Origin of the sequence: Natribaculum luteum, from assembly GCF_023008545.1 — an archaeon.
In the GTDB taxonomy this organism is placed as follows: domain Archaea; phylum Halobacteriota; class Halobacteria; order Halobacteriales; family Natrialbaceae; genus Natribaculum; species Natribaculum luteum.
Genome location: NZ_CP095397.1, coordinates 843527 through 858501 on the forward strand (window position 1 = coordinate 843527; position 14975 = coordinate 858501).

At 62.1% G+C, this 14975-nt stretch carries 11 protein-coding genes and 1 pseudogene; 8 read left to right on the forward strand and 4 right to left on the reverse strand.

Annotated elements, in window-relative coordinates; translation table 11 throughout:
• Positions 1–233: 233 nt before the first annotated feature.
• The 4 genes and pseudogenes from MU558_RS04375 to MU558_RS23305 all read left to right on the forward strand — a co-directional run.
• Positions 234–1613, forward strand: a complete 1380-nt coding sequence (locus tag MU558_RS04375; RefSeq protein WP_246972243.1) for an FAD-dependent oxidoreductase — start codon at positions 234–236, stop codon at positions 1611–1613.
• Between the two features lie 232 nt (positions 1614–1845).
• Positions 1846–3012, forward strand: a complete 1167-nt coding sequence (locus MU558_RS04380) for a thiolase C-terminal domain-containing protein (protein WP_246972245.1) — start codon at positions 1846–1848, stop codon at positions 3010–3012.
• 20 nt (positions 3013–3032) lie between these two features.
• On the forward strand, positions 3033–3503 hold the full coding sequence (locus MU558_RS04385; protein ID WP_246972248.1) for a Zn-ribbon domain-containing OB-fold protein: 471 nt from the start codon (positions 3033–3035) through the stop codon (positions 3501–3503).
• A 1206-nt stretch (positions 3504–4709) separates the two neighbouring features.
• A pseudogene (locus tag MU558_RS23305) lies at positions 4710–4925 on the forward strand (archaea-specific SMC-related protein); the annotation flags it as partial.
• Between the two features lie 95 nt (positions 4926–5020).
• On the opposite strand, the gene MU558_RS04400 reads toward MU558_RS23305, so the two are convergent.
• Positions 5021–5815, reverse strand: coding sequence for an IclR family transcriptional regulator (locus tag MU558_RS04400; protein ID WP_246972250.1), 795 nt, complete (start codon positions 5813–5815; stop codon positions 5021–5023).
• Between the two features lie 611 nt (positions 5816–6426).
• Here MU558_RS04400 and MU558_RS04405 point away from each other — a divergent pair.
• Together MU558_RS04405 and MU558_RS04410 are read left to right on the forward strand one after the other, a co-directional pair.
• Positions 6427–6969, forward strand: a complete 543-nt coding sequence (locus MU558_RS04405) for a cupin domain-containing protein (RefSeq protein ID WP_246972252.1) — start codon at positions 6427–6429, stop codon at positions 6967–6969.
• A 210-nt stretch (positions 6970–7179) separates the two neighbouring features.
• The gene (locus tag MU558_RS04410) at positions 7180–7710 is read left to right on the forward strand and encodes a cupin domain-containing protein (protein WP_246972254.1); all 531 of its coding nucleotides are present in this window, start codon (positions 7180–7182) and stop codon (positions 7708–7710) included.
• A gap of 171 nt (positions 7711–7881) precedes the next feature.
• Here the strand turns inward: MU558_RS04410 and MU558_RS04415 are convergent, their stop codons facing one another.
• Both MU558_RS04415 and MU558_RS04420 read right to left on the reverse strand, forming a co-directional pair.
• A complete protein-coding gene (locus tag MU558_RS04415; protein ID WP_246972256.1) occupies positions 7882–9582 on the reverse strand; it encodes a thiamine pyrophosphate-binding protein in 1701 nt (566 codons plus the stop codon).
• A gap of 207 nt (positions 9583–9789) precedes the next feature.
• Positions 9790–10698 carry a TatD family hydrolase gene (locus MU558_RS04420; RefSeq protein ID WP_246972258.1) on the reverse strand — a complete coding sequence of 303 codons (909 nt, stop codon included), beginning with the start codon at positions 10696–10698 and terminating at the stop codon, positions 9790–9792.
• A gap of 243 nt (positions 10699–10941) precedes the next feature.
• On the opposite strand from MU558_RS04420, the gene MU558_RS04425 reads away from it, so the two are divergent.
• Positions 10942–12558 (forward strand): ABC transporter substrate-binding protein, encoded by a 1617-nt coding sequence (locus MU558_RS04425; RefSeq protein ID WP_246972260.1) that lies wholly within the window; start codon positions 10942–10944, stop codon positions 12556–12558.
• Between the two features lie 65 nt (positions 12559–12623).
• Positions 12624–13619, forward strand: coding sequence for an ornithine cyclodeaminase family protein (locus MU558_RS04430; RefSeq protein ID WP_246972261.1), 996 nt, complete (start codon positions 12624–12626; stop codon positions 13617–13619).
• Positions 13620–13665: 46 nt separating this feature from the next.
• Here MU558_RS04430 and MU558_RS04435 read toward each other — a convergent pair whose 3' ends face one another.
• Entirely contained in the window at positions 13666–14865 is a 1200-nt protein-coding gene (locus tag MU558_RS04435) for an iron-containing alcohol dehydrogenase family protein (RefSeq protein ID WP_246972263.1), read from the reverse strand.
• Positions 14866–14975 lie beyond the last annotated feature (110 nt).

Genomic DNA, 14975 nt, shown 5'->3' on the forward strand with positions numbered 1-14975 from the left:
AGAACGAGAAGGTAGCGAAAGCGAACACGAAGACGGCCAAAACGCAGCAGCAACCCGTTTACTCATATTCCGTACCGATTCCACGAATGCCATACTCGAGACAGTATAACACTGAGACATTACACTTTACCCTGTGTTTCGAATATATGAATTCATTCACCGGCCACTACATCAGGACCGGCCAGTAGGTATAAATATTTGTAGACTCCCATATACACGTTGGAGTGAACAACTTGAATTCGACCATCATTCTTGGCGGTGATGCAGCAGGATTGAGTGCAGCAAGTAAACTCAAGCGTGAGGATCCGGATCACGAAGTGATCGTCCTCGAACGCGGCGAGTGGGTTTCCTACGGGGCCTGCGGACTCCCGTACTATGTGAAAGGTGATATCAACAATCTGGAGGATCTGGTCGTCATGGAAGCGGAGGAGTTCAGAAAAGAACGCGACATCGACCTGCGGACCGGTACCGAAGCGACCGCGATCGACACCGACGACCGAACCGTTACTGCCGAATCGAACGGTAAAACGTTCGAACTTCGCTACGATAACCTCTTGATCGCGACGGGCGCTGGTGCACTCACGCCCCCGATTGAGGGGATCGATCTCAACGGCGTGTTCACGTTACAGTCGATGAACGCCGGACGGCAGGTCAAAGAGGTCCTCGAGGATGGACTCGAACACGACGGGGAGCGAATTGAACCGGAATCTGTCGGGATCGTCGGCGGGGGATACATCGGCATCGAGATGGCAGAAGCGTTCCACGCACGAGGGCTCGACGTCCACCTCTTTGAGATGCTGTCTCACGTGTTGAATCCGTTCGGAGAACCGACTGCGCGCGTCGTCGAAGACCACCTGCGCGAGAAGGGTGTCGCCGTGCATACTGAGACGCCCGTAGAAGCGTTCCAGGGACAGAACGGACAGGTCGTCGGCGTGGACACGCCTGAAAATACCGTCATGGTCGATCTCGTCCTCATGGGAGCAGGAGTCGATCCGCGGACTGACCTCGCGGAAGAGGCTGGCGTCGATCTCGGGCAGTCCGGAGCGATCGCCACCGATAGCTACGGAAAGACGAACGTGGACGATGTCTATGCAGCGGGCGACTGCGCGGAGGCGACACACGTCGTCACCGGCGAGCCGGACCACATTCCGCTCGCGCTTACCGCCAACAGACACGGACGGGCGATCGGAGCGACGCTTGCCGGGAACCAAACGCGAACCGGCCCGATCGCGGGGACGGCCACCCTGAAAGCGTTCGATCTCGAGGTGGCTCGAACCGGAATCGTCGATCCGGAACGTGCGGCCGAAGCCGGATTCGATCCGGTGCGGAAAACGCTGGAGTTGCCCTCGCGAGCACACTACTATCCGGGCGGCACGGAACTCACCGTAACTCTCGTCGCCGACGAAAATAGCGGCCGTCTGCTCGGCGCGAGCATGGTCGGCGAGGAAGGCGTGGCCCAGCGGATCAACTCCGTTGCCGCGGCGCTCCACTCCGACGTTACCGTCGGGGAACTGGAACAGTTCGACTTCGCGTACGCACCGGCGTTCAGTCCGACCTGGGATCCAGTGTTGACCGCTGCGAAGGTACTCAGCGGCACGATCAGATCCAGTTGAGATCCCGGATGAAAGCCAATAGCCGGAAGAATTATACGCCGTATTAGATCCCGAAAACTTTCGCGTTCTGAGTTAATACGCTGATCCAGTGTCCCGGTCTTTCCTCAACGAGCTGCTCCAGCGATCGACCAACCGGCGATGCGCAGTGACCGCTCGGTCGCGACGACCAGAGCCACAGTCCGACGGCCCCACGACCAAACCTTTAATAACAATGATTGACAATTTGTAGAGGATGTCCACAGCTAATATCGTCGCAGTCGGTGCCTCCCCGCTGGGTAGGACAGACCTGCCCGGCCGCGACCTGTTCTCGAAGGCACTGGCCGAGGCGTTCGAGGAATTGCCTGATCCGGCCGACGTCGTTGACGGGCTGTACGTCGGCGCCCAGTCCGAACGGTACGAGAATCAGATCATGCAGGGAACGCTCATGGCCGAATGGGCCGGCCTGCGGAACGTCCCCGCAGAGCGTGTCGAGGCGTGTGCGGCCGCCGGTGCGCTCGCGCTCAAGAACGCAGTCCGAGACGTCCGGGCGGGCGTCCACGACGCAGTGCTGGCCTGTGGCGTCGAGAAGATGACCGCCGGCGGGACCGAAGGTGCCACGAACGCGCTCGGTGCCGCCTTCGAGCGGGCCTTAGAACAGCGGTCCGGGATCACCGCGCCCGCCACGTACGCCCTGCTCGCGCAGCGATACCTCCACGAAACCGACGCGACAGAACGAGACCTAGCCAAGATCGCGGTGAAGAACCACCGGAACGCGGCGTCTAATCCCCGGGCGATGTTCCAGGAGGCGGTCGACCTCGAGACTGTCATGGACGCGGTCGACGTCGCCCCGCCGTTGAAGCTGTACGACTGTGCGCCGGTTACCGACGGTGCCGCAGCCGTCGTCGTCGCGAACGACGAGGTCGCGAGCGATCTGCTGGATCGCGAGGATGCGGTCCGGGTGGCGGGCGTCGGCTCGGCGGCCAACAACCTCGCCGTCGCCGAGCGCAACCTGACGTACGTCGAGGGGGCGAACGTCGCTGCCTCGACCGCCTACGAGGACGCCGGCGTGGACCCCGCCGATATCGACGTCGCGGAAGTCCACGACGCCTTCACCGTCTGCGAGGCACTGCTGGCCGAGGCCGCCGAGTTCGCCCCCGAGGGTCGCGGAATCGAGACCGTTGAAGATCCCGGGGACCGGTCGGCGGGCTGGACCGACGTCCGGATCAACACCAGCGGCGGATTGAAGGCCCGTGGCCACCCGATCGGGGCGACCGGGCTGTTGCAGGCGGTCGAAGCCTACGAACAGCTCACCGGACGGGCCGGAGAACGGCAAGTGACCGACGCCGATACCGCGCTGCTCATCAACGAAGGTGGCGTCGCGGACGCCCACACCGTCGCGACCGTCCTCGAAGCACAATGACCGAAGAGAGTAATCCACCGATGACAGACACCGATTCCACGACGACGGGACCGCTCGCACCGGACGACATCACCGCCGACTCGCCGTTCACCCTGCCCGGCTTCTTCGACGCGTTAGCGGAGGGCCGGTTGGTAGCCGCCCGGTGTACGGAGTGTGACGAACACATGCTCCCGCCCCGGCCGGCCTGTTACGGCTGTGGCAGCCGGGCGGTCACGATCGAGGAACAGCCCCGGACCGGCGAGGTGATCTCGTACACGTCGGTCAACCGCCCCCCGTCCGCGTTCGACCACCTGGCGCCGATCACCGTCGCAGTGGTCGAACTCGACTCCTCGGCTCGGCTTACGGGTCGCGTCGACGCCTCGCTCGAGGACGTCACCATCGGGGACCGCGTCGAACTCCAAGTCCGTGATCCCGAATCAGTCGATATCGATCTGGACTTCGACCTGTCCTACGAGGAGGACTGGCCGATCCACGTCTTCGAACTGGTGTGAACGGACGGAACACTGACGATGTTCTTTTGCAATGAACACGTGACGTGACCGACGGGAGCCTCGACTTCTCGAGGTGGTCCGGAAGTCGTCCCTGGACGGTGACGCACTCGAGGCGCTCGGTGTGGCGGCTGACATCTGGTAGCGTCAACCTCTCGTCGATCGATCGTAACCGAGACGGTGCGAGATGCGGTCCGTGTGCGGGCTCGCTATCGTTTTTCCTCGAGCACCATTATGTGAAAGAATGGTGTAGATCTACGATTGCAGTCATTTTGGTGACGTCGAACTTGAAGCCGCGAATAAATTCTAATAGTGATATTTTCTGAGGGGGAGCAACTGCGTTAAACGGGGGTACCGAACCACACGTGGTGACTCAAGCCACCGTTTGCGAGCAGCGGTCATCGCCAGGCGCGACGGTCCCTTCCCATCGTCTGTGGCGCTGGTCATATCATTACTCATCCCCGAGCCGGGATCAACTTCGCACATGACGGGGCGCACACCACAGCGTAGGGTCATTACAGAGAGGGAATGGGAATCCCAGCGCCGATTCCGCACAAAGCAGACCAGTAACGGCCCGCGTGGCGCAGCGACGGTGTGTACATCGTGGCCGCGGAAGTGGCTGTGACTTTGTGCTGGACGAGGGCATCAAGTCCCGTGCCCACCATCCTCTCGCTCGCCTCGTGCTCGGACCTCGTGATTTGGTTTGGCAGGAGGTGATTCGGCCCACGGATGGCGAGGAGCCCGTGCTGGCGCAGATGCGAGGCTGTCGTGACTCCGACGGGGAGCATGGAAGTCTCTCAGCCCGGTGCGGGTCCTCCAGACACACCGGTTCCTACCATCACCTCTGGGGTTCGTAGGTGCTCACGCGGTGGCGCTACTCGCACCACCGAGACGGTCGACTGTGATGGCCAGTGCTCGATCGCAAACCTCCAACAGCGGAAGGAGGCGGGGCGTCTTCTGCCCACATCCGAGCGTTACCAGACCGCGCTAGAGGGCCTCAGCGTCGGATTCACGCCTTCCGTCATGTCGATAACGCTTCCACATGGCTACCTGTACGGTGATTGATCGCCCAGATGAAGACGGAGGGACGCCGCGGTCGATCCGGCTCCCGTCACAGCAGGCTTCCCGTGTCGGTTGCGCGGATGATCGAGTTCCGCAGACTCAGCAATTTACGCCAATACGCGTGTAAAGGACCTTGTGCGTTCGGCCGATCGGGAAGTGACCGGCCTGATATTCGCCCTCTCGGGGTATTTCGCCCACGACGTGTACGAGACGGTCCCATTCATGCTGCCGGACTCCGTCGAGGCGATCAACGCGGACCGGATCGCGACGCTCGTCGAGTACCTCGACGGGTACGGCGAGTACCTCGTCGTCGCGTTGCTGCCAGAGGACGCTACCGCACTCGACGAGTATCCCCATCTTACCCCTGCCGACGGGCAGTGCCTGGCAGAGCCACCTGGTCGCAATGAGGATGTGACCGCGCCGCCGGGAGATCGGTATCCTATCCCGAGGAGTCGCGATCACCGCTGGTCACTTTCGAACAGGGGACCCTTGTCGGGGTGTGCGCGAATGTTGATCTCGAGTTCGTTCGCCGCTCCGAGGACCTTCTGTTTCAGCTCCGTCTGGAGGCGTTCTTCGGAAAGCCGGTGTGCCGGCCCGGAGACGCTGATCGCCCCGTGTATCCTGTTCTCACCCTGAACGGACGCACCGATGGCGTGCAGACCCTCGACTGACTCCTCCAGGTTGAATGCGACGCCGCGCTCCCGCACCTCCTCGAGTTCCGCTTTGAGGTCGGCCGGGTCGGTGATCGTGTACTGTGTGTACTGGGGAAGCCTCTCGGAGTCGATGATCTCCTCAACCCGATCGGCTGGCAACTGTGAAAGGATCGCCTTGCCTGCAGCGAGATGATGGAGATGTGTCTGGTGACCGATGCTCGTGTAGGTTTTGATCGATCGGTCCCCCTGGGCGCCGTACACGTACACTGCCTGTCCGTTCTCTTCGACGACGCCCCACGTTTTTTCGCCCGTCTCAGTCGCTAACTCGTTAATCACATCTCTCCCGAAAGCGTACAGTTCCTGCTGTCGCTGTGCCTCCGTCCCGTACTCGAGGAACTTCAATCCGAGGTGATATCCATCGTGCGTCTTGCGCACGTACCCGGCCTGTTCTAGCGTGAGCAGGTGCGAGTGGACCGAACTGTTGGCGAGGTCAACCTCGTTCGCAATTTCGGTGATGCGAATACCGTCGTGCTCACGGACCGCCGTCAAGATCTCGAACAGCCTTTCGTCCGATTTTACCGTTCGTCGTTCGTTTGGCATCCTTGCTTAGTCCATTGTGAATAACCATGTATGACTATTTCGGTGTGACCGAACGGTGACGAGACAATTCTCGGAGAATAATCGTTGAACGCACTTATTTACCCTAAATATTGGTGTATAAAAGCCGCGAGTAGCACTCTCGGAGTCTCTGTCTGGAAATTTCGGGAGTACGAGATGGTTGTTCGGTAACAAAGGACATTGACAAAATCCATCGAGCTGCGGAAAAGGTGTGAAAACACGCAAAGTTTCCGGGACTACCCCAGTTTGTGGTCGACGACGGATCAATAAGTGGGATAATCACACAATCTAGTATCAAATAGTTGGCCAAACTTGTCCGTCATTGCCTAAGAATTATATCAATTGACCCGTGGTATCAGGGTGCTTTTTATGATTGTTTGCACGGAGGGAGTGGCTATACGAACAACCACTCGCGTATGTACCCGGAAACATCCGATCGACAGAACACTGGAACAGCAGGCGAGGCAGAGTCACGAGAGCGACAGACAATAACGTAACGGATGACGGAAAGCTACCTGAGAAAAGTTTCGTGAACGGGTTACATACTGAGTTACAGAAACCCTTTTAAAGTGGGAGAATGATTGACAAACTGCATGGTCAGCGAGAAAGACTATAGCGTCCTCCCGGAGCAGCAGGCTTACAAGGTAAAAGCGGAGGACTGCCCGGTGATCGGCGAGCCGGGATCGATCTCGGAGGAGGAGAACAGCCAGGAGATACGGGAAACCGTCATCACGAACGATTTCCACGTCACCTTTACGACCGGTGAGCCGGGAGACATCATTCCGTGGCATACGCACATGCCGAGCCTCTATCAGGTGCTGGTCACGCTCGAAGGGGAGTGTATCTGGCATTACAAGGACAACGAGGGCGACGAGCAGTCGATCAGAGCGGGGCCGGGTGACGTCGTGTACCTTCCAGGCGGCGCGGAGAATAAGGTCGAAGTCGTCGGTGACGAATCCCACACGCACATGGGCGTCTATCCGAAAGTGCCGATCCCACGCGTGGAACAGCTCGTGGGGGACGCCGAGAACACGTACGATCCCTGGGAACTATCCGACTCCCACGTCGGACTGCGGATCGATACAGACAACGACGAGGTCCGTCACATGGACGAGGATGCCGTCTCAACCGAGTGATTCCCACGGCGAGTCGAGATCCGCCAGCCGCACGCGTCCCTCCCTGCAAGGAGTGACGATCTGACTGAAACCGCTGTCACACTCACAGAACGCGTAACTGCCGGCACTGTCCGCACCGCCGCAGGCGCCCCGGTCAGAGCTGCGCCAACCCATCAAATTTTTGACAATATCAAAATGTATATATACCCAGAGGTGATACGATGTAGTGGAATGGTCGAGATAGACTACTCTGCGCTGCCGAAACAGAAGGCGTACCGTATCAACGTCGACGAAGCACCGATAATCGACGAGTCGGGCGACATGGACGAGGAGGACGAAGGTGCAGCCGCGATCCGGACACCGGTCCTCACGAACGACAACATCATCACGTGGACGACCGGTCAACCCGGCGACGTCATCCCGTGGCACACGCACAGCCCGGAGATGTACCAGATCCTGATCAACACCGAAGGGCGCTGCGTCTGGCACTACAAGGACAACGAAGGGAACAAACAGTCCATCGAGGGTGGACCCGGCGACCTCATCTATCTTCCTGCGGGCGCCGAGAACAAGGTCGAAGTGGTCGGTGACGGGCCACACACCCATATCGGCGTGCTCCGCCGGCCGCGGGTGCCGCGGATCGAGCAACTCGTCGGGCAGACCGAAGGGGTATACGACCACCGCGAGTTCCCCGCGGCGTTCGTCTACGACGACATGAACGACAAGGTCGTCCGCATGGACGAAAACGCCGTCTCCGAGTAACCCGAAACAGACGCTGTCCACTGTCAACCTGTTCTGACTGACGCCGGTGGCGGGACCGCACAGATGTTCCCGCCGCCGTCTCACATCCACACTCTGTGGTATGTTGCGACACCGGGTCGAGCGTGAGCGCGGGCACTGAGCGCTCAGTGCCCCGAAAGTGAGCCCGGATGATCACTCGTGGAGGCCGCCACTCATCGTCCGGTAGAAGGAGGACTGCAGTCCGTCGTCGCCGAAGACGTCGTGCTCGCCCTCGATGCGGACGTCCAGCACGGTCGCAACGTCGCTAGCCAGGGCGTCTTCCAGCGCCGGTTCGAGAGCGGACGGCTCCGTGATCGAGACGCCGTTCGCGCCGAAGGACTCGACAGTCTCGGCGTACTCGATCCGGTCGAACCGGACGCCGTGAATGCTGCCCCGGTGGGTCTCGAAGTCACGAACCGAGCCTAGCGACGCGTCGTTGAGCACGAGGAACGTCGGCGCGACGTCCAGTTCGACAGCGGTCTCGACGGCGGTCATCGTCATCGCGAACCCGCCGTCACCGGAAACGCTCACGACGTCGTTTTCAGTGGTCAACGCCAGCGCAACCGCCGCCGGCGAGGACCAGCCCATGACGCCGAGTCCACCCGGGCCGAAGAAGGTCCGCGGCGACGTCGACGCGAAGTAGTTGAACAGCCACATCCGGTTGTTACCGGCGTCGGAGCAGACGTACGTTTCCTCGCCGACGACCGATTCGAGGGCTTTGATTGCGGTCGTCGGGACGAGTTCTTCCGCGTTGTCAGCGTCCGGTTCGAACGACGCCTTTGCCTCCGTCGCACGCTTGCTGGCGCCGTCATCTGTCCGTTCTCCCCGGGCAACGAGCTCGCGAAGGGACTCGGCAGCGTCCCCGATCAGCCCGACGTCGGCAGGGTAGACCCACCCCGCATTCCGGGAGTCGATGTCCGCGTGGATGATCGTCTGCTCCTCCGGGCGGATGAACGAAGGCGCACCCCAGTTGACGTCGTTGGGGTTCAGGCGACAACCGACGACCAAGAGTACGTCCGCATCGCTGACGAGCTGGTTCGCCCCCTCCTGGCCGAATGCACCAATGACGCCGCCGGCAAGGTCGTGCGTCTCCGCGATGGTCGACTTCCCGAGAAACGACGTCGTCACGACGCAGTCGTAAGCCTCTGCGACGGCCGCAAGCTCCTCATGTGCACCGCTCGCGTGCACGCCGTTGCCCGCGATAATGACTGGTCGATCGGCGGTTTCGAGCGCCGACACGGCGGCGTCGAGGTCTTCCTCGAGCGGGCGCGACCGCCAGTTCCGCGTTTGACTTGCCGGGTCCCACAGCTGCGGAATCGAATCCTCCGGCAGATCGGCGCTCACGGCGGAGCCGTCGAGTATCACCGCCGTTGGCCCCGGGCGCCCGGCGGTCGCGTGTTTGTACGCGAGCTGGGTACACCGGATCGCGTCGGGCCCGGAGTTCGCGTACCACCACTCCTTTGTGAACGAATCGAAGATCTTTGGCAGGGACATCCCGCCGTAGTCACCCCGCGACTGCTGGTAGGGGGACAGCGGCGCGTAGTCACCGCGCTCCGACGCATCCGTGATTATCAGGAGTGGCGAGGAGCCGAAGTGCGCCTCCATCGCTCCCTGGGCACCGGTCGAACCGATCCACGGCCCCTGGCCAGTCAGGACAGCCGGCTTTCCGTGGACGCGTCCGTACGCCTCCGCCATGAAACTCGCCTCGCGCTCGTCTCGCGCCCGAATGAATGTGATCTCGGAGGAGGAAAGCTCCTCGATGAACTCGATGACTCGCCCGCCGGGGAATCCGAACGCGTACTCGATCCCCATTTTCTCGAGGTCCGATACGAGCTGCTCGATAACGTCGCTCATCGTTCATTCCCCCCGGTCTGGTCCCATGAACGGGCGGAATGTTCGCGGCGTACAGGCGGTGCTACCGTCGGCTGCTTGTCGAAACTCGGAGTCGTCATTTACCGTGTGTTCACATGACAAAGGGGGTAGAAAACTGTTTCGGCAATGGCCTCGACGGCGCGAGATCGTAGACGCGCTCGAAGGCACGTTCGCAACCGGGACGCCGCGTCAGAGATCGAGCAGGTCCCGGGGATTCTCGTAGACGACGTTCCGGATGTCGGCACGAGAGACTCCAAGCCGCCGAAGGTCCAGAATGAGGCGCTTCATCGTGTAGGGGTCGTGTTTCATCGCCCCGAGCATGTCGGTGTCGACGAGAATCCGCTCGGAGCCGTACTCCTCGATGACGGTGGCGACGAGGTCGGCGTTGACACCTCTGAACCAGGGGGAGCCGATGCTGAATCCGAGATAACAGTCGGTCGTTTCGAGGACGTCCGCAACGATCGTCTCGTCGGCGTGGTCGATGAGCACGCGCTCTTCGGGGATGCCGACATCGTCGACGAGTTCGAGGTCGATCCCGAGCGCCGCGCGCTTTGCGGTCTCGGGCTCGAAGTGCGCCGCCGGGAAGTCCGCGTCGAGTTCCTCGTAGTAGTCTGTGTACTGATCGCTAACGGTGTCTTTCCCACCCGGCGTGTGAACGATGACGGGGAGTCCGGCCTCGTCGGCGATGCTGAACTGCTCTCTGACGACCGCGCGCTGTTCGTCCAGGTCCCACTGGTGGGTGTGCTGGGAGGAGTCGATCCCGATCTCGCCGACGGCGACGACGGCGTCGAGATCACAGTAATCAGGGAGGTGAGCGAGCGCCGACTCCGGGTCGGTGACTCTCGACCAGGTGTGGATACCGATCGCGACGTACTGCTCGTAGAAGTGCGCGTCGTCGAACCGGGCCGCCCGGCGGATCGCGTCGTCCCAGAGGAATCGGACGTCCTCGGCAGAGACGGGACGGTACGGCGACCAATAGTAACTTGCGCCGATCATCACCGTCGCACGACACCCACTGATGTCGAACGCCTCTCGCTCGTTCCAGGTGAGTGACTGCGTGTGCTGGTGGACGTCGATCCAGGGCATTGTCGTACTCAAGGACTCCGAGTCAGTCGGTTCAGACATCGGATAAACGCCGATAGGCTCCTTCGTCGGCAGGTGGTCGTCCATGTGGAATAGAACTCGACACTCGCATTTAATGTTACCCCGGACTGGCAGGGCACCGGAATTCAACGGCGACGCGAGCCGCGATTGGTCTGGGCGCATCGGATACCCAGTTGTATTACTGACTTTGTCGAAATGACCAAAAGAAATTTATAATATGGTAGTAATTGTCACGCTATGGTACAACAGGCAACGGATCGGCGGTCGCTGCTCAAGTACGGTGGACTTGTCGGATCAGTCATGATTGCCGGCTGTCTCGGTGGCGACGACGACGACACCGGAGGCGGTCAAGAGACGTTCTACTACACCTCCGAGGCGACGCTCGAGACGCTCGATCCCCGAGATATCACCCAGACGACGGGACACGCCTGGAAGTTCCTGGCGTACAATTCACTCCTGAAAGTCGCGTGGGACGCCGAGGAAGAGCAGGAGTTCATCACGGGCGACCTCGCGGAGGACTGGGAGTGGCTCGAAGAGGACGATGAGACGCTCGTCCAGTTCCAGATCCGCGACGGGATCGAGTTCCAGAATGGGGACACCGTGAATGCGCAACTCCTCGCAGACGAGGTCAACTACTGGCTTGACCCCGACACCGAGTCAGCTCAGGGTCAGCAGACGTTCATCGCCGGCGGCCTGGAGCGCGCGTCGGTCGACAACGACATGACGTTGAACTTCCATCTCGAGGACACCTGGGCGCCGCTCGAGGAGTATGTCGCGTACTACATGCCGCTCGCGAACCCCAACGTGCGGGAGGAAGTCGGCCCCGACAGCTTCGGAACGGAGGGGCACCCCGGCGGCAGTGGACCGTACGAGATCGTCGAATGGAGCGAAGGCGACCAGCTGGTCCTCGAACGGTACGACAACTACCACGAGGAGGGGCTTCCCAACTTCGAGCGCGTCGAGGTTGATATCCTCCCCGAGGCGAGTACGCGGTCGGCCCGCCTCGAGACCGGTGAGCTTCACCTCGACCCGTTCATCAACGCGGCGACGCTGGTCGACTTCGAGAACAACGACGATGTCGTGACCGACACCCGCGCGTCGCCGATGTTCCTGTTCTCGGCGCTGAACCACACCGTCGAGCCGCTGGGCGACAGCCGCGTGCGGCGTGCCCTCCGGAAGGCCGTCGACGCAGAAGCGCTCATTCAGACGGCATACGAAGGATTCGGGACGCCGACGTCGACCGTCGGGCGACCGGGTTCGTGGTATTACTACGAGGATATCGACCAGAGGAACCGCTACGACCCGGAGGACGCCCAGCAGCTCCTCGAAGAGGCCGGCTACGGCGACGGGTTCGAGCTCACGATGCACGCCGCGACGCTCGAAACCTACGAGACGATGGCCCAGGTCGTTCAAACGATGTGGAGCGAAATCGGCGTCGATCTCTCGCTGCAGAGCAGCGAGTACTCCGCCATGTACGGTGACATCGCGGAGGGGAACTTCACCTCGAACATCGGCGAGTACCGCAACGACGACGACCCGGACAACATGGCCTGGCAGTCGATTCACGAGAACGGTCGGTGGGCCAACTTCAGCATGGCCTGGGAGGAACAGGATCCAGAGTCGTACAACGCCTACATCGAGAGCATGATCGAGGGCCGGTCCGTCGCCGACCCCGAGCAACGCCGCGAGAACTACCGCGAGGCGTACGAAATCTTCGCCGAGGAGATGCCGATGCTGGTGTTCGGCGTCGTCGACAGCATGATGGCCTACCGCGCGGAACTCGACAACGTCTGGCATCACCCGCGCGCCCAGAACCCCGGCGAGGCCCTCCGGGAAATCAGCTGGCAGGGATAGACGACCGGACGAGCCGTCGCCGTCTGTCGGTGGAATTTTTATAGTTCCGGCATGTCTGCCGTGGTATGGCTCCAACTGAAGCGACGCCACTGTTTCTCGCGGGAGACGACATCGCCGAGTTTCTCGACCCCGAACGCTGCATCGAGGCCACGACCGACGCGTTTGAGGACAGGGGTAGGGGCGGCGACGCGGCACCCCGGCTCTCGCTCCGGCGGGACGACCCCGTCGGGAAGCTGGATAGCTACTTCGCGCTCCTCCCGCGGGAGGGCGTGATGGGGGGGTACGTGTACGCCGCTGGGTTCACCTCTGGCGGTCCCTGGTTTCTCACCCCGCTGTTCGACGCCGAGAGCGGAAAGCCACTCGCGCTGATCGACGGCGCGGCGATGAATCCGCCCAAGACTGCCGCTGCCGGCGCGGTCGGCATCGACGCGCTCGCCCGCGAAGACGCGGCCACGCTCGCGCTGTTCGGCTCCGGCGGGCAGGCGGCCGCACAGCTGAGGGCTGCCGCGCACGTCCGGGAACTCGACGCGGTAAACGTGTACTCGCCGACGCCCGAGAACCGCACTGCGTTCGCGTCGGAGTTCGACGAGGCGCTGGACGCCGCTGTCGAGGCCGTCGACTCGCCCGCGGCGGCGCTGGACGCGGCCGACATCGTCATCACCGCGACGCATTCGCCCGAGCCCGTCTTCGACGGGGAGCTGCTGGAACCGGGGACCCATGTTACCGCGATGGGCCAGTACTCGCCGTACAGTCGGGAACTCGACGCCGAGACCATCGCTCGCGCACGGTACGTGCCCGACCTACGCGCCCGGGCGTTCCAAGACGCCGGCTCGTTTCTCGCCGCAAAGGACGCAGGCATCGTCACCGACGCGCACGTCCACGCAGAACTGGGCGAGGTCGTCGCCGGGAAGGTCCCAGGCAGGACAGACTCCGAGCAGATCACCGTCTTCGACAGCGGCGGAACGGGTATCGAGACTGTCGCCGTCGCGAACATGTTGTACCAGCACGCTGAGGAGGCCGGAGCGGGTCAGCAGCTCTCGTTCGACCCGCTCACCTACTGACGACCACGCCAACACTGCTCGAAGCAGGGTTGGGCCCCCGTCGCTGTCACCACGCCGCTTCGAGAATCTCGACGAAGTCGGCAGCCGTCGGCTGAAACCCGGCCGGACCGTTCTGCAGCCCGACGTCCTGCGTGATCGCGTTCGCGACTTCGGGGATGGCGTCCCGTTCGAGCCCTTCGATAGGTTCGAGGCTAACGGGCAGATTAAGCGCATCGCGGATAGCCTCGACGCGCTCGACGACGGCAGCGGCCGGATCTGTAGCGCCGGTAGCGCCGAACGCTCTAGCGATTGGTCGCACATCGATGACGTCGCGCGAAAGAAGGTGCCGGAGGACGTGAGGGGCGACGACCGCGTGGACGGCGCCCTGCTGGATCGGGTACTGTCGCGAGATGATGTGACCGAATGCGTGGATGACATTATACTTGTTGGCGTTTGCGACCGGGTCGATCAGTCCGTAGGATGCCAGGTACACGCCGACGGCGGCCGCTCCCAGGGTTTCGTGGTTGGCGTCGACGAGTTGCGGCAGTGCGTCGTCGAGAATGCGCAGCCCGTGAATCGCGACGGCATCAGTGAGCGGGTTCGCGTGCCTGGAGTACAGCATCTCGATCCCGTGGTCCATCCCATTCATTGCCGAGGCGGTGCGGATGCGAGCCGGGGTCGTCGCGAGCAGCTCTGGATCGTAAAACAGCGCCTGGGGAACGACCTTCGGGTCGTAGATCGGTCCCTCCCGGACGGATCCGTCGGTCCCGGGATAATTTACGCCCGCGGCGCTGGTCAGTTCGGCACCTGAGTACGTCGTCGGGACCGCGAACACCGGGGGTTTCGGTTCGTCGAGTGCGGGAAACTTGACCGCCCCGTCCGCACCGACGCGCGCGTGAAAGGACTGTGGCTCGCCATCTTCGGCAGCGACGACGCTCATCGCCCGTGCCACGTCCATGCTGCTGCCGCCGCCTATTGCGACGAGCCCGTCGGCATCCAGTTCCGTCATTTGCTCGACCCCCGCTAACACGGTGTCGATCGACTTCTCCGGCGTCGTCTCCGCGAAGATGCCCGCGAGACGGTCGCCGGCGCCTTTGACGACGGGATCGATCACCGCGGGCGTCTTCCCGACCGTCGTCCCAGTGACGACTAGCGCCTGCTCGACGCCCGCCCGAGCGAGAACGTCCGCGATAGTATCGACGCAACCGGCGCCGTACCGAACGGTGCTCGGGCCGTACGCGTACTCGAACTCTTTGGGAACAAGCATCCTCATGTACCAAAGACGAGCAGGAAGTATTTATATTCTGTCGGGGAGAGGTGACATCGAAGAGCTCGGGTACGGGTTCGTGTGCCCCCGTCGAGTCCCACGGTGGAAAC

Coding starts and splice junctions, on each gene's coding strand:
- MU558_RS04380 (WP_246972245.1), top strand. CDS start 1,846: ATGTCCACAGCTAATATCGTCGCAGTCGGTGCCTCCCCGCTGGGTAGG.
- MU558_RS04385 (WP_246972248.1), top strand. CDS start 3,033: ATGACAGACACCGATTCCACGACGACGGGACCGCTCGCACCGGACGAC.
- MU558_RS04400 (WP_246972250.1), bottom strand. CDS start 5,815: ATGCCAAACGAACGACGAACGGTAAAATCGGACGAAAGGCTGTTCGAG.
- MU558_RS04405 (WP_246972252.1), top strand. CDS start 6,427: ATGGTCAGCGAGAAAGACTATAGCGTCCTCCCGGAGCAGCAGGCTTAC.
- MU558_RS04410 (WP_246972254.1), top strand. CDS start 7,180: ATGGTCGAGATAGACTACTCTGCGCTGCCGAAACAGAAGGCGTACCGT.
- MU558_RS04415 (WP_246972256.1), bottom strand. CDS start 9,582: ATGAGCGACGTTATCGAGCAGCTCGTATCGGACCTCGAGAAAATGGGG.
- MU558_RS04425 (WP_246972260.1), top strand. CDS start 10,942: ATGGTACAACAGGCAACGGATCGGCGGTCGCTGCTCAAGTACGGTGGA.
- MU558_RS04430 (WP_246972261.1), top strand. CDS start 12,624: ATGGCTCCAACTGAAGCGACGCCACTGTTTCTCGCGGGAGACGACATC.
- MU558_RS04435 (WP_246972263.1), bottom strand. CDS start 14,865: ATGCTTGTTCCCAAAGAGTTCGAGTACGCGTACGGCCCGAGCACCGTT.